Source organism: Desulfosporosinus metallidurans, assembly GCF_001936615.1.
GTDB lineage: Bacteria > Bacillota > Desulfitobacteriia > Desulfitobacteriales > Desulfitobacteriaceae > Desulfosporosinus > Desulfosporosinus metallidurans.
This window is the reverse complement of sequence record NZ_MLBF01000010.1, coordinates 16,991-34,667: the sequence shown is the minus strand read 5'-3', so window position 1 is coordinate 34,667 and position 17,677 is coordinate 16,991. Positions and strand designations below refer to the sequence as shown.

The following is a 17,677-nucleotide window of genomic DNA, read 5'->3' as shown; positions in this document are numbered from 1 at the left end:
GGAGTCATCAATGAATCGGTTAGAACGGATGCGCCAACAGATGCTGGAAGAGAAAATCGATGCTTATGTGGTTATTCGTCCAGAGAATGGACGGTATGTGAGTGGGTTTACCGGTGGGGAAGCGACCCTATTTATTACTTCAGAAAGGGCCTGCTTGTTGACCGATTTTCGTTACATAGAACAAGCAAAAGCTCAGGCTCCAGATTTTGAAATTATTAAGACGGGATTAGACCACTTTGCGACTTTGTCTGAAATTGGGCAACAGGCCCTGAGGGTTGGTTTTGAAGGGGACTTCATTACTTTCCTAAGCTATGGTAAACTCAAGGATGCACTTCCGCAAGCGGAACTTTTGTCTCTGCCTGATTTAGTTAGTCATTTGCGTTCGGTGAAAGATAAGTCGGAGATCGAGTTAATTCGTCAAGCCGTTCGAATTGCGGATGACGCTTTTGCAGAAGTATTAAAGACCATCGAAATCGGGCAGACGGAACAAGAGATTGGGCTGGCTTTAGAATTTTCCATGCGTAGGGCTGGTGCAAGTGGGGGTTCTTTTGAATTCATCATAGCTTCTGGCGTTCGTTCGGCGATGCCTCACGGAACGGCCAGTACGAAACAGATTCAATTGGGTGAGTTCCTTACTATGGATTTTGGAGCGATCTATCAGGGTTACTGTTCAGATATCACGCGAACTGTGTTTTTAGGCGAACCGGGGGACAAGCACAGTGAAGTTTATGAGACTGTATTGGCAGCCCAGCGGGCAGGGATTAAGGCGGTTGCACCAGGGCGGACCGGAAAAGAAGTGGATGCGGTGGCCCGCAAACTGATTGAAGAGGCAGGCTATGGTGATTACTTCGGACATGGATTGGGACACTCCGTGGGGCTGGCCATCCATGAAGGGCCAAATCTAAATATGCGGGAAGAACGCGTGCTTGAACCCGGTATGGTCATTACCGTCGAACCGGGTATTTATATCCCGGACTGGGGCGGCGTCCGGATTGAAGATATTGTTTTGGTGACCGAAAATGGTTGCGAAGTATTGACACAGGCACCGAAAGAGTTCATTATTCTTGAGTAAAGTTTGTGGCCCTTCTAAGTATTTGACTTTAGAAAGGGACAAGCTAACTATAATGAAAATTTGGCTTACGCTACACGAAAGTTATACTTTCTGATTGGGACAAGACTAATATTTAGGGGGAAAGAGACATTTATGATTTCTTCAAATGATTTTAAGACAGGACTGACTATTCAACTCGATGGTGATGTGTTCTCAGTGGTTGAGTTCCAACATGTTAAACCAGGTAAAGGAGCAGCCTTTGTTCGTACAAAATTAAAAAATGTTAAGACAGGTGGAGTCGTAGAACGAAGGTTTAATGCCGGAGAAAAGGTACCGAAGGCCCACGTTGAGCGTCGTGATATGGAATACCTCTATAAAGACGGAGACCATTTTGTTGTTATGGACAAGGAAACTTATGAGCAAGTTTCTTTAACTGAGGATCAAATTGGAGACGGTGTCAAGTGGCTGAAAGAAAACATGACTTTAGGGGTGCTTTTCTATGACGTTGAGGTTATTGGAGTCGATGTGCCTAATTCCGTTCAACTTACTGTTACAGCTACTGAACCTGGGGTAAAAGGGGATACTGCGACTGGAGGCACTAAACCCGCAACTTTAGAAACCGGTGCAGTGGTACAAGTGCCGTTCTTTGTCAATGAAGGGGACGTGCTGATCATCGATACCCGGACGGGAAATTATGTTCAACGTGCCTAATTAATTTTCTGCTGACATGATATTTCCTCCTAAGGGGCAAACTAAGTTTAGTAGCTACCATAGGAGGTGTTTTTTTGTCACAAAGAAGATCAAAATTAAGTGTAATTCCTCTAGGCGGAACCGGAGAGATCGGAAAAAACTTACTTGTCTTTGAATATGAAGATTCTATTGTCATTATTGACGGGGGTGTAAAATTCCCAGATGAAGAGTTGTTGGGCATCGATTTGGTGATTCCAGACGTTACATATTTGGAAAAAAACCGCGATCGCATTAAGGGACTCTTCATTACGCATGGACATGAAGATCATATAGGTGGACTCCCGTTTATTTTACCTAAATTGAATATTCCGATCTATGGTACTAAGTTAACGTTGGGTTTAGTGCGGGCAAAGTTACAAGAACGAACTCCTTATCCTGAACAGTTGGTGCATGTTATTGAACCGGGCGAACACATCCAGGCTGGGGCTTTTGAGGTAGAAGCGTTTCGGGTAACACACAGTATTCCAGACGCTGTTGGATATTCTTTACTCACTTCGGTTGGTCGAGTGGTCTATACTGGAGACTTCAAAGTCGACTATACGCCCATTGACGGTCAAAATATGGATCTTGGAAAACTGGCTGCCTGGGGGGAGGAAGGGATTCTGGCCTTGCTCTGCGATTCCACAAATGCTGAACGGTCAGGCGTTACAATGTCTGAAATGGCTGTTGGAAAAACTTTACGGGAGTGGTTTGAACGAGCTGAAGGGAAAATTATTATGGCCTCCTTCGCTTCGAACGTACATCGAATCCAACAAGCGATTAATGCAGCCGCAGATATTGGTCGCAAAGTTTGCGTTGTGGGAAGAAGTATGGAAAGCGTGGTTCGTACTGCTATCGAGTTGGGATATTTAAAGCTGCCTCAAGAGGATATCTTCATTGAGAGCTCTGAGGTCGGAAATACCCCGCCAGAACGACTACTGGTTCTTACCACGGGGAGCCAGGGGGAACCGCTGGCGGCCTTGACGAGGATGGCTACAGGGAGCCATCGGAAGATTAATGTTCAGGTTGGAGATATGGTCATTATTGCGGCTACGCCTATACCTGGAAATGAGAAACTGGTCGGGAAGACGATTAACCACCTTTATGAAATCGGGGCGGAAGTTGTCACTAAAGAAATGGGACAAGTTCATGTGTCCGGACATGCTAATCAAGAAGAGATTAAGCTCGTGATTCGCCTGGCCCGCCCACGTTTTCTCATCCCCCATCACGGTGAAATTCGGCATCAGGCTGCCTTGCGAAGGATTGGACATTCACTAGGCTATGCGGATCAGGACATTGCCTTAACTCAACTGGGGTCTCGCGTTGAACTTTCTCCCGATCGGATGGAGTTTGGAGAGCGTGTGGAAGCAGGGAGTGTTTACATCGACGGACTAGGTGTCGGAGATGTAGGTCAGATCGTCCTGCGGGATCGGCAACAATTGGCTCAAGATGGTGTGGTCGTGGTTGTAGTTGCTCTTTCCAAGGGAAAACCTTACCGGATTATATCCGGACCGGATATTATTTCTAGAGGGTTTACGTTTATGAAAGAAGCAGGAACCTTAGTGGATGAAGCCAAGAAAGTGGTCGGCAATACCTTGGAAAGTCAACTACTGAAAGATCAACTTGAATGGGTAGTTCTAAAGTCCATGATTCGCGAAGGCCTAAGCAATTATTTTTGGGAAAAAACCCGGCGGCGACCGATGATCTTGCCTGTTGTACTTCATTATTAGTTTGTTAGGACTTTAGCAGAGTGCTTGTGGTGCGTTATGATCCAGTCAAAACGCTCTTGTTTTTTGAGTGCGCTGAGCGTTTTATTTGTAGAACTGATGGAGAACCTTCAGCAGAAATGCTAAGGCGTTTTAAAGAGTTAGGGGTGCGGATCTCCATAGACGATTTCGGAACAGGGTTTTCTTCACTTAACTATTTGCGTCGTATGCCGATTGATACCTTGAAAATTGATCAGTCCTTTATTCGAGATATCAGCACTGGTGAAGATGGGGAGGAACTTGTTACTGCTATTATTCAACTTGCTAAAAACCTCAGGCTGAAAGTGATCGCTGAAGGCGTGGAAACGGATACCCAGTGGTCCTTTCGCAAGGATAAAGAATGCAATGAAATGCAGGGATTTCTCTTTAGTAAGGCGGTGACCTCTAAAGAGGTGGAGATGTTGTTTGTTCAGCCATTGAAGTAAATTGAATGTGTAGTCATCAGTTAAGCCGGGTACATGCTTTGTCATGTGCCCGGCTTTCAACACTTCCTCATTTTTTGCAGAGGATTTATGTCTAAAACCAGAAATGAGGACATACCTTCAATTAAGGGGGGCAATGACGTGTCGCTACATTACACGCTATCTGTCGTTCAGGCATCTAAGGTGGAGGTAGTACCGATGGGTAAGTCCTCGCAAGTGGAGGGGAACGTTTCCGGGCTGAATCAAGGTGCGGTTTTGTGGGCGGATATGGCTAGATGGTTTGGGGAAGATATTCGTTCGATTTTAAGCAATATCAAGGCTATCGCCTTTCGCGAGGTTGAAGAGATTCGATTGCGAGTGGGTCAGCCCCTTTTGGTTCTCACGTCTGACAAGGATTTTTTCATAAGTCGAGAAGGCGGAGTATGTAGTCCAGATAAGGCTTATCTCGTAAATAGTGAAGACCTTGCCAGTGCACTAGAGCGGATGACTCACAGTTCGGTTTATGCGGCTGAAGAGGACCTCAAGAAGGGTTTCTTGACACTTCCTGGAGGGAACCGAGTAGGGGTAACGGGAGAGGCGGTCCTGAACCGAGGTCAAATCCAAACCATGAAGCACGTTTCTTCTTTGAACTTACGTATCGCGAGAGATATTTCGGGACGAGGTTTAAAGTTATTGCCTTTGCTTCTGGGAGCGGACGGGATGTTTTGTCATACGCTTTTGATTTCGCCCCCTAGAGCAGGTAAGACAACTCTCTTGAGGGATCTTATTCGTTTAATCAGCAACGGGGTTTCCCAATTGGGGCTAAGAGGCCAGACTGTCGGCGTAGTGGATGAACGCGGGGAACTTGCCGGGATGTGGCAAGGAATACCGACCTACGACTTGGGTTATCGGACGGATATTTTGGATGGTTGCCCAAAAGCTAGCGGAATGAGTATGATGGTTCGTTCCATGGCGCCCCAGGTGATGGCGATGGATGAGCTTGGGCATAGGGATGATGTTACTGCTTTGATGGATGCCTTACGCACGGGGGTACGGATTCTTAGTACTGCCCACGCCAGCTCTTTAGAGGAAGCACGGAAAAGGCCGACGTTAAATTGTTTGCTGGAGCAAGGAGTGTTTGAGCGTCTTGTGGTGTTAAGTAGAAAACATGGGCCGGGGACGATTGACTGCGTTTATGATCTTGAAACTGGGAGGATCTTGTGATGGTCATTTTCGGATGTGTCGGAATCATTGCTGGTTGTGGGAGTTTGGGCTTATGGTTGGCTAACCGAATTCGGCGCAGACCTGTAGAATTAAGAGAGTTTTTAATGGCTTTGTCGCTTTTGGACACGGAAATCGTCTGGGGAGCGACCCCTTTACCAGAAGCCTTCGGTATTTTGAAAGAACGAACCGATGCACCTTGGCAAGGATTTTTTGCAGACCTTCAGGATCGTCTGCAGCGGGGAGAGTCAGCGAGTATAGCATGGAACGACGTGAGCTTAGCACAGAATTCACATTTTTGTTTGAAACATGAAGACTGGCAAGTCATTCGTGATGTTAGTAAAGGTCTCGGTCGATCGGATCGACAAGAGCAGCATAAGCAATTGGAGTTAATACAGCGCCAACTCGCCTTGATCAAGGACCAAGCGGGAATATGGTCTGAAAAACAAGCTAAAATGTGGTCTTATCTTGGTTTCCTCTGTGGAATTGCGGGTGTACTCATTTTGATTTAACCAAGGAGAGGAGGCGGAAAAGTGAGCTTCAATCTTATCATTACTGTCGCTGGAATCGGTATTTTGGTAGGAGTATTAGCATCTGTGTTGACTCAATCTGGCCGTAAGGAAATGGCTGAGGGCGTTACGATTATTGGCGTTATCGTGGTCCTCTATATTGTAGTGCAATCAATTGCAGAATTATTTACCTTAGTTAAAAGTGTTTTTAACCTATATTAGGGGGTTAAAACGTGGAAATATGGCAAATTGTGGGACTGGCCTTGATTGTTACGATGATCAGTGTCGTTCTCAAACAAATTCGTCCAGAAATTGCGTTGCAACTTACAATTTTAGCGGGTGCATCCATTTTCATTCTTATCTTAAGCAAGATCAAAGTTATCGTTGATTTGCTACAAAATCTAGCAGATCAAGCCAATATTAGTTCCTATTATTTGCTCATCGTTTTAAAGATTGTTGGCGTAGCCTATCTCGCTGAGTTTGGCGCCCAAATCTGCCGTGATGCAGGAGAAGGTGCCTTAGCCACCAAAATTGAGGTAGCCGCTAAAGTTGGGGTTATTCTTTTAGCAATTCCGATTATTGTAGCCATAACAGAGTCACTGGTACGACTCGTTCCGTGAGGTGATGTATTTGCGGCGATTCTTCTTCAGTTTACTTCTACTAGTTGTCTTGTTGGGTTGGACAACTTCTCCTGTACTAGCCGAAGAGACAACCTTTCAGTCAACGGAGTCAGCGGGAGTTACAGAACAAGTTGATCTGAGCCAAATGCGAGGGTATCTCGAACAATTAGATGCTGATGTTCAGCAGGCCATACCCGGCTTTTCGTTGGCACGGATGTTTGAAGATCTAAAGAGCGGGAAATTAGATCTGCGACCGGAGAAGTTAGGGCAAACTTTAGTGGAAATACTAGGACGGGAGATTTTAAGCAGTGCTCCATTAATCGGTAAGTTACTTATTTTAGCGGTACTTTGCGCTGTGTTGGGACAGCTTCAGGTCGCTTTTGGCGGAAGTGTGGGGAAAATTGCCCAAGTTATGACTTACCTTGTGTTGTTAAGTTTAGCCCTTACTTCTTTTCAGGAAGCACTGGGTATGGCTACGGGAACCATAGACCGTATGGTTGGACTGATGCAAACATTGTTTCCGGTAATGTTGACGTTACTGATCTCTATGGGAAATCTAACGAGCGCAGCCCTATTTAAACCCCTAATCATGGGGAGTTTAACGGTTTTAGCCACGATGATTAAAACCGTCGTGCTGCCACTTTATTTTCTTTCCGCTGTACTGAGGCTTTTTAACCATATCTCAGAGCAGTTTAAGCTCAGTAAGCTTGCTGGACTGCTTGAATTTGCTGGAAAACTTTCATTAGGGGTTATTATGACCGTCTTTATTGGAGTCATGACGGTTCAGGGGGTGACGGGGGGGGTTGCGGATAGTGTCGTTTTTCGTACAGCCAAATATTCTGCGGATCTAGTCCCAGTTGTGGGTAAGTTTTTCAAAGATGCGGTTGAACTGGTGATCACGTCCGGTTTACTGTTGAAAAATGCTGTTGGAATAATTGCTTTGTTTGCTATTATAGTAATTTGTGTGGGACCAGTTGTGAAACTATTAGCGATGATCCTTGTTTTTCGTGTCTCGGCGGCCCTTATCGAACCACTTGGTGAAAAAGCCCTTGCTGATAGTCTTCAAGATATGTCAAAAAGTTTAATTTTCATCTTGGTTACAGTTGCATCAGTCGGGATAATGTTTTTTATGACCGTCGCCGTGGTTATAGGGACAGGAAACCTTTCGGTCATGTTGCACTAAGGAGGAGAGCGCTGTGCAGACCTTACATACACTTGTGCGAAATCTGGCTATAATTCTGTTGTTGGCCACTTTTCTGGAAATGCTTCTTCCTAACAAATCTATGCGCGGGTTTGTGCAAATGGTGATGGGTTTGTTTGTGATTTCCGCAGTTCTGACACCGATTGCTTCGTTCTTACATACCCCGTTGGCGATGGAAATTCCAGCTTGGGCTCTTACAACTCCCCAAGATTTGCCGGCGATTGCGGCTGAGGGGCAAGGGGTGAAACTTGGACGGGATGCGGTTCAAGGGCAATACCGTCAGATTCTAATGCATCAGATCCAAGCGCTTGCTCTCGGTACTAATGGAGTTACCGCTGCTACGGTAGACATTAAATTTGAAGAAGGGACAGGGGGGGTAACTGATCAGCCCAAGATTGCTGAAGTCAGGGTTACGTTAATTTCTGCAAAAGGAGAAATTATGCCTGTTCAACCCATTACCATAGGACAGCCGCCTACCGCTACGAAGACGCCTTCCCTTAAGGCTGAAGAAGTGCGCGAAAGAATTTCGGCATTTATGAACTTGTCAAAAGAAATAATTTTTGTACAAGAAAATTAGAAGGAAACCTGATTTTGGAGGGAGGTTTTGATTTGTGAAGTTGATGAAATTGATTTCATCGGACAAAATTTTACTGGGTTTAGTGGGGCTTGTAGCGGTTGGGATGTCCTTTATTTACTTAGGGAAAGGTGCTGTAACTCCGCCCCAGAGTATACAGGCAAAATCTGCAGCGACGGCGAGCTTAACCACAAATTCTAGAATTAGTGCATTGGAAAAAGAATTGGAGAGCAAACTACAAGCCAATATCCTGCAAATGGAGGGGGCAGGTAAGGTGCAAGTCTCCGTGAGTTTTTCAACGGGGTTGAAAACTGAGTATGCACGTAATCAAAATGTCACGAAAAGTACTACCAAGGAAACAGACAAGACCGGGGGAACGCGCGAAACGACGGCGGTCACAGATAACAACCAAGTGGTCATGCCAAGTGGTTCCTCCCAACCGGTTATGGTGATGGAGGATCGTCCGGAGGTAGCCGGTGTTTTGATTATTGCTGAAGGGGCTCGGGATCCAAAAGTGAGAGAAGAAATCCATACCGCGGTACAAACACTCTTGAATATTCCAAGCGCTAGAATTACGGTACGGGTAATGGGAGGGCCATAATCTATGTTCAACAAAAGAATTGAGCGACCATTAATTATGTTTATCGGGCGCAAATGGATATGGGTGGGAGGATTTGTGAGTTTAGTGCTCATCCTTGGGGCTCTTGGGTCATGGGTGATGAAGTCTGAACCACATACTCATTTCACAGGGCAACCGAGTTTACCAGTGAATGCAACAGTGGAAGGACCTTCAATTCAAGTTGAAGTTGAAACTGTCCAGCCGAATGTTTCCGGGGAAAACTATTTCGTAAATTATCGTCTGAAAAGAGAACAGTTTCGTCAGGAGACAAAAGCCATGCTCTCGGAGTTGTTAAACTCAACAGTGGTCAAGAGTAGAGAACAAGCGCAAGAAAAATGGCTTGAACTCAGCATAAAACAACAGAAAGAAGGTGAAATCGAAAACCTCCTCAAGATTAAAGGCTTTCAAGATGCTGTGGCAGATGTCTTTCAGGAAAACGTCACCGTTATTGTTTACGCGCCGAGTTTAACACCCAATGAAGTCAGTATTATCCAAGACATTGTGGTTCATGTAACAAAAGTTCGACTGGATAAGATTACAATATCGGCAAAAGAAAACTTGGCTGGCGCCAAGCCTTAGCGAATGCGACCGCCTTAGTTGCACTGATGCCACCCGAAACCTATGCTTTCTGACTGGTATAAAAAATAAGTTTTGCCCCTGAAAAAGTTTTATAATATTTGCAGGAAAATGAGGTACCTAGAGCGAATTAATCTAAATAGGACCAATGACATAGGACCAAAGTCCTGCTTAAGAGGGTGAGGACACAGAGAATGAGCAGATTTCTTATCGCCGATGATGCAAGCTTTATGCGTCTAATGATTTGTCAGATTCTAGCCCGTAAAGGTCATACGAACATTGTGGAAGCGCAAAACGGTCGTCAGGCTGTAGAACAATTTAAATTATCGAAACCTGACATAACGCTCATGGATATTACAATGCCAGAACTTGATGGGTTAGCGGCTTTGGAAGAAATTTTGGCGATTGACCCTATGGCTAAGGTGATCATGTGTAGTGCAATTGCCCAAGAGAGTATGGTTTTAGAAGCTTTAAAACGGGGGGCTGTCGACTTTATAGCCAAACCTTTTCGACCAGATGAACTTCTGGAGACCGTTAGTAAGTATCTGATTTAAGCAAATTGCATCAAATGAGTGAGAGTAAAGCTGTTGCACAGAATCAATGCGACAGCTTATTAATTTGCCTGAAATACAGTATACTTAGGGTCATTTCGTTGAAAAAGGAATCCCAGCCCCATATAATAAAACATATGTTTTACACGGGTAACCAGTTGTCTTCCCAGAGTAGAAGATTGATGAAAAAAATCACCATTAAAGGAATTTCCGAAGATGGGGGAGAATACAGAGAGGGGTAACGGCAGTGAAACCAGTTAAAATTACGGATACTACTTTGAGGGACGCTCACCAAAGCCTTTGGGCCACTAGGATGCGAACCGAAGATATGCTGCCGATCCTAGCAGAGATGGATGAGGCAGGATTTTTCTCAATGGAAGTATGGGGAGGAGCCACCTTTGATGTTTGTTTGCGCTTCTTGGGTGAGGATCCTTGGGAGCGGTTGCGGCAAATCAAACGTCATGTAAAAAAAACCCCACTGCAAATGTTGCTAAGAGCACAATCTTTAGTTGGGTATCAACACTACCCAGATGATGTAGTGCGAGAATTTGTATCACTGAGTGTAAAAAATGGGATCGATATAATTCGCATTTTTGATGCTCTAAACGATGTCAGAAACATGGTGGTTCCAATGGATGCCGCCAAAAAAGCAGGAGCACATGTTCAGGCATCGGTTGTTTATACCATGAGCCCGGTTCATACGACCAAACACTATTTAGAAACAGCTACGTCATTAGCCGAACTTGGTGCTGATTCTATCTGTATTAAAGATATGGCCGGCTTGCTTACCCCGTTCAAGGCTTACGAATTAGTTTCTTTGTTGAAAAAAGAGTTAGGAATCATGATTCATTTGCATAGTCATTATATTGGCGGAATGGCCGTAGGGGCATACCTAAAGGCAGCCGAAGCAGGTGTAGATGTCATCGATACTGCCAGTGTTCCCTTGGCATTTGGTGCAAGTCAACCTCCTGTCGAAACAGTCGTCCGGGCGTTCCAAGAAACTGATTATGATACGGGCTTGAATCTTCGTCATTTGTTCCATATCGCCAAGTATTTTGAAGCATTGCGTAAAAGCCGCGGCTTTGACCGCGGGGTAACTCGTATTACAGATATGAGAGTCTTTGAACATCAGGTTCCTGGGGGGATGATTTCCAATCTTGTCTCTCAACTAGAAGAACAAGGGGCACTGGAACGTATTCATGAGGTGCTGGAGGAGATTCCGAAGGTCCGGGCGGAATTAGGTTATCCACCGCTGGTTACTCCTACGAGTCAAATCGTCGGGACACAAGCTGTATTAAATGTTCTTAGCGGGGCAAGATATAAATTAATACCTGGTGAAGTCAAGGCCTATGTGCGTGGTTTATATGGCCGTCCTCCAGCTCCTGTAGACCTTGAAATCCAAAAGAAAATTATTGGGGATGAAGAACCGCTGACCGTTCGTCCTGCAGATAAACTGGAACCCGGTTTAGCTAAGGCTGAACGAGAATGTGTAGGATTAGCTCGTTCCCCAGAAGATGTCATCAGTTATGCGATGTTTCCTCAAGTTGCCAAGAAGTTTTTTGAGGAGAGACAACGGGGCGCTATAACACGTGAGGAAACGAAGGAAGCCAAGCCAACTAAGGAAACAAAGGAAGTTAAGACAACACAGACTACATTGTGGTCTAAGGAGGATTCTAAATTGAATTTACAAGAAATCAAGGAATTAATAAAAATCATAGATGAAACTGAAATTAGTGAATTGAATCTTGAAAGCGATGGGGTAAAAATAGCTATCCGCAAAGGCCCAAGTTCGGTTACGAGCGTTCCAGTAACGGCCGCTGCGCGAGTTGCTGCAGAACCTCCTGTTCAAGCCGCGCCCAGTGTGGAAATGACTGTAGGTAAAGTAGCTGAACCCATTGTAGGGGCGAATACAGAGATCATTACTGCTCCGATGGTAGGAACGTTTTATAACGCCCAGTCGCCGGAGGCAGCTCCTTATGTAGAAGTTGGACAAATGGTCAAAGTGGGTCAGCCCGTTTGCATCGTTGAGGCCATGAAATTAATGAATGAAATTGAATCAGAAGTAGAGGGTAAGATAATTCAAATTCTTGTGGAAAACGGGCAACCTGTTGAATACGGCCAACCGCTATTCGTTATTGAAAAATAAGGAGAAATTGCATGTTTAAGAAAATACTGATCGCAAATCGTGGCGAAATCGCGTTGCGCGTCATTCGGGCATGCCGTGAACTGGATATTGAGACTGTCGCTGTTTTTTCTGAGGGTGATCGCGAAGCGATGCATGTAAAAGCTGCGGACGAAGCAGTATGTATTGGACCAGTGGCCAGTGCTAAGAGTTATCTTAATATCCCGAACATAATTAGTGCCGCTGAATTAACGGGTGTTGATGCTATTCATCCCGGATATGGTTTTTTATCTGAAAATGCTCGCTTTGCAGAGATCTGTGAGTCGTGCGGTATAACGTTTATCGGACCATCGCCCGAGGCTATCGAAACAATGGGAGATAAAGCTAAAGCACGTAAAACCATGATTGAGGCTGGCGTTCCTGTAGTGCCTGGATCGAAGGAAATCATAAAAGATGAAGAATTGGCCGCAACAATTGCTGAAGACATAGGGTATCCGGTTTTGATTAAAGCATCTGCTGGTGGCGGGGGCAAAGGAATGCGGGTTGCCCAAAATTCTAAAGAATTAAGCAAAGCGATTCAAGCTGCTCAAAACGAAGCACAGGCTGCCTTTGGCAACTCGGACGTTTACCTCGAGAAATATGTTGAAGAACCTAGACACATAGAGTTTCAGATCTTGGGAGATAAGTATGGCAATGTAGTCCATCTGGGTGAACGGGATTGTTCGTTACAGCGTCGTCATCAAAAACTTCTCGAAGAAGCGCCTTCAAGTGCCTTAAATCCGAAATTAAGGGCGGAGATGGGTGCTATTGCCGTCAAAGCGGCTAAATCTGCTAATTATTCAAATGCTGGAACGATCGAATTTTTACTAGATCGGCACGGAAACTTCTATTTTATAGAAATGAACACTAGGATACAGGTTGAGCATCCGGTAACCGAGTTGGTGACAGGACTTGACTTAGTCAAAGAACAAATCCGTTTAGCGTCTGGGGAACCTTTGGGATTTACTCAAGGAGATATTCAAATCCGAGGCTGGGCAATCGAATGCCGAATCAACGCGGAAGATCCGGATAAAAACTTTATGCCTTCACCGGGAATGATCAACATCTATCATGTTCCAGGCGGGCCAGGAGTTCGGGTTGATAGCGCGGTATACCAAGGGTATACAGTTTCACGCTATTATGACTCAATGGTTGGGAAATTGATCGTCTGGGGTGCAACTAGGCAGGAGGCCATTGCCCGAATGAAACGAGCCCTTGAAGAGTTTGTAATTGACGGGATAGCTACAACGATCCCGTTTCAGTTAAAAGTGCTGGATAATGCTTTCTACCGCCGTGGGGAAGTATATACGAATTTTATTCAGCGCCGTATTTTAGGGGAATAGAACCATCATAATTAGATTGTCTTTGCCAGAACTGCCTTGATTTGTTATAATAGCAACATAATATTGGATATAGTAAACTTACTTCAGGTGGATCGTAAACTCCATCTGAAGTTTTGTTGAATTATCTAGGGCTAAATGTGCGAAGTAGGATGTGCGAACTTCGACTTAGTGGGAGGTGAAGACGTGGAAAGCTTGGGAACGGATAATTCCCTCGGTTCTATACGGATTGCTGATGAAGTTGTGGAAGTCATTGCAGGATTAGCTGCTTCTGAGGTTGAGGGTGTAGTCGGTATGAGCGGGGGTCTTGTAGGAGACCTTGCCCACATGTTAGGGAGAAATAAAAACCTATCCAAAGGGGTAAAGGTTGAAGTCGGCGAACATGAGGTTGCCGTAGACCTCTTTATTGTTGTAGAGTATGGTGTGGCGATTCCTGACGTTGCCTTAAACGTACAAGAATCGGTAAAAGAGGCCATTGAAAGTATGACAGGACTTAAAGTCGTGGAGGCCAATGTCCATGTACAAGGGGTAAATTTTAAAGCGTTACCGGAAACCAAAGAAGAAGACTTCCGTCTGAAGTAGTGTCGGCCCCCCCTGGAAATACCAGGGGGGGCTTCTGAAAGAGGGGACAACAAATGTTTGCCTATGTTTTAGGACTCCTTCTGATTCTTGGAGCCCTTTGGATATTGGCCATGGCCACAGGATGGGTGCTTCCTTATATTTTGCTTGTTCAAGGGCTGGAGTGGTTAAAAGCGAACCCTTGGGAAAGCACGGTTGTGGCGGGCCTTTTGTTATTACTGGGTTTGCTTTTGTTTGTTCGACCGCGCGAAAATGCGGATCGTTCCTTCCGAACGTCTTCCAAAGGAGGAGAGGTTCGAATTTCTCAAGATGCCTTGAGGGAGATTATTGCTCGTAGCGCAACTGCGTTGCCGGGCGTTTTAGAGGTTCAATCAAGCCTTCGAGAGCGTGAAACTGGACTTCAGATTATGGTCGCTTGCCAATTTGAGCAAGGAGTTCTGATCCCAAAGACGTCTGAAGAATTACTAGCAAAAGTTAAACAGGATGTCGAACTTTATACAGGAATTATAGTGACAGAGGTGAAAGTGCTCGTGCGTCGTCTAGAGAAGACCCGTTCGGCACGCGTCCGATGAGTGGATTCTGGTTAAAAATTGGAGAGAAAAGTTCATACTTTTTAGTTTGGGCTATGGACAATCACCCGGGTAAACTCATCGGAACAGCCATAGGGTTTTTGCTGGGTTTGCTGATGGTCACTCTGGGCTTTTGGCGCACGTTGGTATTAGCCTTATTTGCTGTTTTAGGATTTGTCTTAGGAAAACGCCAAGATGATCATCAAGATATTACAACTTGGTTAGAAAGAAATTTTAATAAGTTCTAGGAGGAATTCCCTTGAGTCGAAGATTAGCCCGTGAAACAGCATTACAAGTCCTTTTTCAAAGGGACCTGACGAAAGAACCGCTGATTACTGCGGAGGAAGTTCAACGTTGGGCTGTAGAATTTCAAGTCCCCGAAGCCAGTAGGGGTTTTGCCCAAGAATTAGTCGATGGTACGATAACCCATCAGGGTGAAATTGATCAATTGATTGCTTCACTAGCTCAGGATTGGACCATTAGCCGCATGGCGAATGTGGACCGCAATGTAATGCGTTTGGCTACGTATGAGATTCTGTTCCGTCCAGATATTCCAGGTCGTGTGAGTCTCAATGAAGCCATCGAATTAGCAAAGCGTTTTGGAGGAGAGGAATCTGCAAAGTTCGTCAATGGAATTCTTGACCGAGTCGTTGATCAGAAGTCCATTGGCGACTCACTTGATACGGAAGCTAACTCGTCTAAACCTCTGGGTAGTACCTGATGTTGACGATTCAATTATTCTAAGATCCAATCTTCTAATTTTTTTGATTATAAGGCACTTCTTGAAGGAAAAACGAATAAAGATCTCGAATAATTAAGTACATGAGGAAAATTTTCTTAGACATTGAGGAGGAGTCAAATGTACCGCGTCGTTAAAAAAAGACTGCTGGCACAGGGCATTGCCTTGCTGGAAGTTGATGCACCGGCTGTGGCCGCGAAAGTGGAGCCAGGCCAATTTGTGATTGTTCGTGTGGATGAGTTGGGTGAGCGAATTCCGCTTACTGTCATGGACTTTGATCGAGAAAAGGGCACTATCACGATTGTTGTACAAGATGTGGGGTATTCTTCAGCCATCATCACGGGCATGAATGAAGGGGATGAATTCCAAGATTTTGTGGGACCGTTGGGTGTTGCGTCTGAAATTGAGAATTATGGTACTGTTGTGTGCATTGGTGGGGGCTTAGGTATTGCTCCTATTCATCCAATCGCACGGGCATTAAAAGAAGCGGGGAACCATGTGATTTCCGTCTTGGGTTCAAGGAGTGCGGACCTTCTGATTTTGGAAGAAGAAATGCGTTCCGTGAGTAACGAAGTTGTGATTGCCACAAACGATGGAAGCTTAGGCGTTAAAGGGTTTGTGACAGATGGGTTGGCTCAGGTCCTAGCTCAGGGTCATAAAGTAGAGGCGATTTGGGCGATTGGTCCTATGGTTATGATGAAAGCAGTTGTGGATTATACCCGTCCTTTGGGTCTTAAAACGATCGTCAGCATGAATCCAATTATGGTGGACGGGACAGGAATGTGTGGTGCTTGCCGGATCAGTGTGGGCAATGAAACTAAATTTGCTTGTGTGGATGGACCAGAGTTTGATGGGCATTTGGTTGATTTTGATTTAGCCATGAAGCGTCTTGCTTTTTATAAGGATGAAGAAAACCGAGCCAAGGCTCGTCTGGAATGTGACCATGAAGGAGGGCATCACTAATGGCAGAGAACGTTGAAAGTACAAAAAAAGTAAAAATCCCTCGTCATGAAATGCCTTGCCAGGATCCTCAGGTTAGAGCACATAACTTTGAAGAAGTCGCTCTGGGCTACTCACAAGAAACGGCCATAGAAGAAGCAAAGCGTTGTTTACAATGTAAAAAACCATTGTGCCGTACTGGCTGCCCTGTGGAAGTGCTGATCCCAGATTTCATCAAACAAATTGCTGAGGGGGATTTCCAGGAAGCGGCTAAGGTTTTGAAAGTTAAGAATTCCTTACCCGCGGTGTGTGGGCGCGTTTGCCCCCAAGAATCTCAATGTGAAAGCAAATGTATTTTGGGAATTAAAGGAGAATCTGTGGCGATTGGTCGCTTAGAGCGTTTTGCTGCGGACTTTGGCATGAAATCTGAAAAGGCAGAGATGGAAAAAGTAGAGCCGAGCGGTAAACGTGTGGCCATTATCGGCGCTGGACCTTCTGGATTAGCGTGTGCAGGTGACCTGGCTAAAGCTGGACATGCTGTGACTATTTTTGAGGCCTTGCACGTTGCAGGGGGTGTTCTGATGTATGGAATTCCTCAGTTCCGTTTGCCGAAAGAAATTGTACAAACGGAAATCGAAAACCTAAAACAAATGGGGGTTGAGATCCTTACCAACCAAGTCGTTGGAAAAATTACCTCTGTGGATGAACTTATGGAAAATGGATATGATGCGGTGTTTATTGGTACGGGTGCTGGACTTCCTTACTTTATGGATATCCCTGGAGAGAACTTAAATGGAGTCTATTCTGCCAATGAGTTCTTAACCCGGACAAATTTGATGAAGGGTTACAAGTTCCCAGATTATGCGACTCCTGTAAAAGTAGGAAAAAATGTCGCTGTGTTAGGTGCTGGGAATGTCGCGATGGACTCCGCACGTACTGCCTTCCGCTTGGGTGCAGAAAATGTTTACATCATCTATCGTCGTTCTCGTGATGAGATGCCAGCACGTAAAGAAGAGCTTGAGCATGCGGAAGAAGAGGGAATCCAATTCCGTCTGTTAACAAATCCCGTTTCTATCGAAGGAGACGAGCGTGGCTGGGTAAAAAGCTTGACCTGCTTGCGTTACGAACTTGGAGAGCCGGACGCTTCAGGACGACGTGCTCCGGTTGCTATTAAAGGGTCCGAATTCGAAATTCCGATGGACACGGTAGTCGTAGCGATTGGCCAAGGGCCGAATCCTCTTGTAACGACGTCTACCCCTGGCTTGGAGTTAAACAAGCGGGGTAATATTGTCGCAGATGCTGAAACGTTAATGACTTCTAAGCCTGGTGTTTTTGCAGGCGGAGATATCGTCACTGGTGCTGCTACGGTTATTTTGGCCATGGGAGCTGGTAAAAAGGCTGCAGAGGGAATCAACCAGTATCTTAAAGCAAAATAAACTCGTTTGATTAAAGTAAAGTTAAGGGCTGAAGTGGGGTGTTTACCCCACTTCAGTGTAACAAGAGCCCTTGTTTATTGATGTGAAAATTAATCG

General features: G+C 45.2%; 21 protein-coding genes. All 21 read left to right on the top strand.

Translation table 11 applies throughout. The features are described from left to right. The first annotated feature begins 10 nt into the window (after positions 1-10). Complete coding sequence (locus tag DSOL_RS08790; RefSeq protein ID WP_075364496.1) at positions 11-1,072, top strand: M24 family metallopeptidase; 1,062 nt, start codon at positions 11-13, stop codon at positions 1,070-1,072. A gap of 132 nt (positions 1,073-1,204) precedes the next feature. Further along, complete coding sequence (gene efp / locus DSOL_RS08785; protein WP_075364495.1) at positions 1,205-1,762, top strand: elongation factor P; 558 nt, start codon at positions 1,205-1,207, stop codon at positions 1,760-1,762. Between the two features lie 74 nt (positions 1,763-1,836). Continuing rightward, complete coding sequence (locus DSOL_RS08780) at positions 1,837-3,510, top strand: ribonuclease J (RefSeq protein WP_075364494.1); 1,674 nt, start codon at positions 1,837-1,839, stop codon at positions 3,508-3,510. Positions 3,511-3,530: 20 nt separating this feature from the next. After that, positions 3,531-3,971, top strand: a complete 441-nt coding sequence (locus DSOL_RS08775; RefSeq protein WP_235838743.1) for an EAL domain-containing protein — start codon at positions 3,531-3,533, stop codon at positions 3,969-3,971. 138 nt (positions 3,972-4,109) lie between these two features. Further along, complete coding sequence (gene spoIIIAA, locus DSOL_RS08770) at positions 4,110-5,171, top strand: stage III sporulation protein AA (RefSeq protein WP_075364493.1); 1,062 nt, start codon at positions 4,110-4,112, stop codon at positions 5,169-5,171. Continuing rightward, positions 5,171-5,680 carry a stage III sporulation protein AB gene (locus DSOL_RS08765; RefSeq protein WP_075364492.1) on the top strand — a complete coding sequence of 170 codons (510 nt, stop codon included), beginning with the start codon at positions 5,171-5,173 and terminating at the stop codon, positions 5,678-5,680. Before spoIIIAA ends, DSOL_RS08765 begins: the two co-directional genes overlap by 1 nt. A 21-nt stretch (positions 5,681-5,701) precedes the next feature. Continuing rightward, positions 5,702-5,899 (top strand): stage III sporulation protein AC, encoded by a 198-nt coding sequence (gene spoIIIAC, locus DSOL_RS08760; protein WP_075364491.1) that lies wholly within the window; start codon positions 5,702-5,704, stop codon positions 5,897-5,899. 11 nt (positions 5,900-5,910) lie between these two features. Continuing rightward, positions 5,911-6,297 (top strand): stage III sporulation protein AD, encoded by a 387-nt coding sequence (gene spoIIIAD, locus DSOL_RS08755; RefSeq protein WP_075364490.1) that lies wholly within the window; start codon positions 5,911-5,913, stop codon positions 6,295-6,297. Between the two features lie 10 nt (positions 6,298-6,307). Further along, positions 6,308-7,480: a stage III sporulation protein AE gene (gene spoIIIAE, locus DSOL_RS08750; protein WP_075364489.1), complete on the top strand. Its 1,173-nt coding sequence runs from the start codon at positions 6,308-6,310 to the stop codon at positions 7,478-7,480. Positions 7,481-7,493: 13 nt separating this feature from the next. Continuing rightward, positions 7,494-8,075, top strand: a complete 582-nt coding sequence (locus tag DSOL_RS08745; protein WP_075364488.1) for a stage III sporulation protein AF — start codon at positions 7,494-7,496, stop codon at positions 8,073-8,075. A 34-nt stretch (positions 8,076-8,109) separates the two neighbouring features. Next, positions 8,110-8,673 (top strand): stage III sporulation protein AH, encoded by a 564-nt coding sequence (locus DSOL_RS08740; RefSeq protein WP_075364487.1) that lies wholly within the window; start codon positions 8,110-8,112, stop codon positions 8,671-8,673. Positions 8,674-8,676: 3 nt separating this feature from the next. Beyond that, positions 8,677-9,270 carry a SpoIIIAH-like family protein gene (locus DSOL_RS08735; protein ID WP_075364486.1) on the top strand — a complete coding sequence of 198 codons (594 nt, stop codon included), beginning with the start codon at positions 8,677-8,679 and terminating at the stop codon, positions 9,268-9,270. A 191-nt stretch (positions 9,271-9,461) separates the two neighbouring features. Beyond that, complete coding sequence (locus DSOL_RS08730; RefSeq protein WP_075364485.1) at positions 9,462-9,821, top strand: response regulator; 360 nt, start codon at positions 9,462-9,464, stop codon at positions 9,819-9,821. 244 nt (positions 9,822-10,065) lie between these two features. Beyond that, positions 10,066-11,964, top strand: coding sequence for an acetyl-CoA carboxylase biotin carboxyl carrier protein (gene accB / locus DSOL_RS08725; RefSeq protein ID WP_075364484.1), 1,899 nt, complete (start codon positions 10,066-10,068; stop codon positions 11,962-11,964). Positions 11,965-11,975: 11 nt separating this feature from the next. Beyond that, entirely contained in the window at positions 11,976-13,322 is a 1,347-nt protein-coding gene (accC, locus tag DSOL_RS08720) for an acetyl-CoA carboxylase biotin carboxylase subunit (protein ID WP_075364483.1), read from the top strand. A 183-nt stretch (positions 13,323-13,505) separates the two neighbouring features. Continuing rightward, positions 13,506-13,901: an Asp23/Gls24 family envelope stress response protein gene (locus tag DSOL_RS08715; protein WP_075364482.1), complete on the top strand. Its 396-nt coding sequence runs from the start codon at positions 13,506-13,508 to the stop codon at positions 13,899-13,901. 53 nt (positions 13,902-13,954) lie between these two features. Continuing rightward, on the top strand, positions 13,955-14,470 hold the full coding sequence (gene amaP, locus DSOL_RS08710; protein WP_075364481.1) for an alkaline shock response membrane anchor protein AmaP: 516 nt from the start codon (positions 13,955-13,957) through the stop codon (positions 14,468-14,470). After that, positions 14,467-14,715, top strand: coding sequence for a DUF2273 domain-containing protein (locus tag DSOL_RS08705; protein ID WP_075364480.1), 249 nt, complete (start codon positions 14,467-14,469; stop codon positions 14,713-14,715). Before amaP ends, DSOL_RS08705 begins: the two co-directional genes overlap by 4 nt. Positions 14,716-14,726: 11 nt before the next feature. Next, positions 14,727-15,188, top strand: a complete 462-nt coding sequence (gene nusB / locus DSOL_RS08700) for a transcription antitermination factor NusB (RefSeq protein WP_075364479.1) — start codon at positions 14,727-14,729, stop codon at positions 15,186-15,188. A 138-nt stretch (positions 15,189-15,326) separates the two neighbouring features. Beyond that, positions 15,327-16,169: a sulfide/dihydroorotate dehydrogenase-like FAD/NAD-binding protein gene (locus tag DSOL_RS08695; protein ID WP_075364478.1), complete on the top strand. Its 843-nt coding sequence runs from the start codon at positions 15,327-15,329 to the stop codon at positions 16,167-16,169. Next, positions 16,169-17,581 (top strand): NADPH-dependent glutamate synthase, encoded by a 1,413-nt coding sequence (gene gltA, locus DSOL_RS08690; RefSeq protein WP_075364477.1) that lies wholly within the window; start codon positions 16,169-16,171, stop codon positions 17,579-17,581. The genes DSOL_RS08695 and gltA overlap by 1 nt, the downstream gene beginning before the upstream one ends. Positions 17,582-17,677: the final 96 nt, after the last annotated feature.

Bases quoted from the DNA above. Each gene is read 5' to 3' on its own strand.
- DSOL_RS08695 (WP_075364478.1), top strand. From the start codon at position 15,327: ATGTACCGCGTCGTTAAAAAAAGACTGCTGGCACAGGGCATTGCCTTG.
- amaP (WP_075364481.1), top strand. From the start codon at position 13,955: ATGTTTGCCTATGTTTTAGGACTCCTTCTGATTCTTGGAGCCCTTTGG.
- accC (WP_075364483.1), top strand. From the start codon at position 11,976: ATGTTTAAGAAAATACTGATCGCAAATCGTGGCGAAATCGCGTTGCGC.
- DSOL_RS08735 (WP_075364486.1), top strand. From the start codon at position 8,677: ATGTTCAACAAAAGAATTGAGCGACCATTAATTATGTTTATCGGGCGC.
- efp (WP_075364495.1), top strand. From the start codon at position 1,205: ATGATTTCTTCAAATGATTTTAAGACAGGACTGACTATTCAACTCGAT.
- DSOL_RS08790 (WP_075364496.1), top strand. From the start codon at position 11: ATGAATCGGTTAGAACGGATGCGCCAACAGATGCTGGAAGAGAAAATC.
- DSOL_RS08705 (WP_075364480.1), top strand. From the start codon at position 14,467: ATGAGTGGATTCTGGTTAAAAATTGGAGAGAAAAGTTCATACTTTTTA.
- gltA (WP_075364477.1), top strand. From the start codon at position 16,169: ATGGCAGAGAACGTTGAAAGTACAAAAAAAGTAAAAATCCCTCGTCAT.
- DSOL_RS08765 (WP_075364492.1), top strand. From the start codon at position 5,171: ATGGTCATTTTCGGATGTGTCGGAATCATTGCTGGTTGTGGGAGTTTG.
- DSOL_RS08730 (WP_075364485.1), top strand. From the start codon at position 9,462: ATGAGCAGATTTCTTATCGCCGATGATGCAAGCTTTATGCGTCTAATG.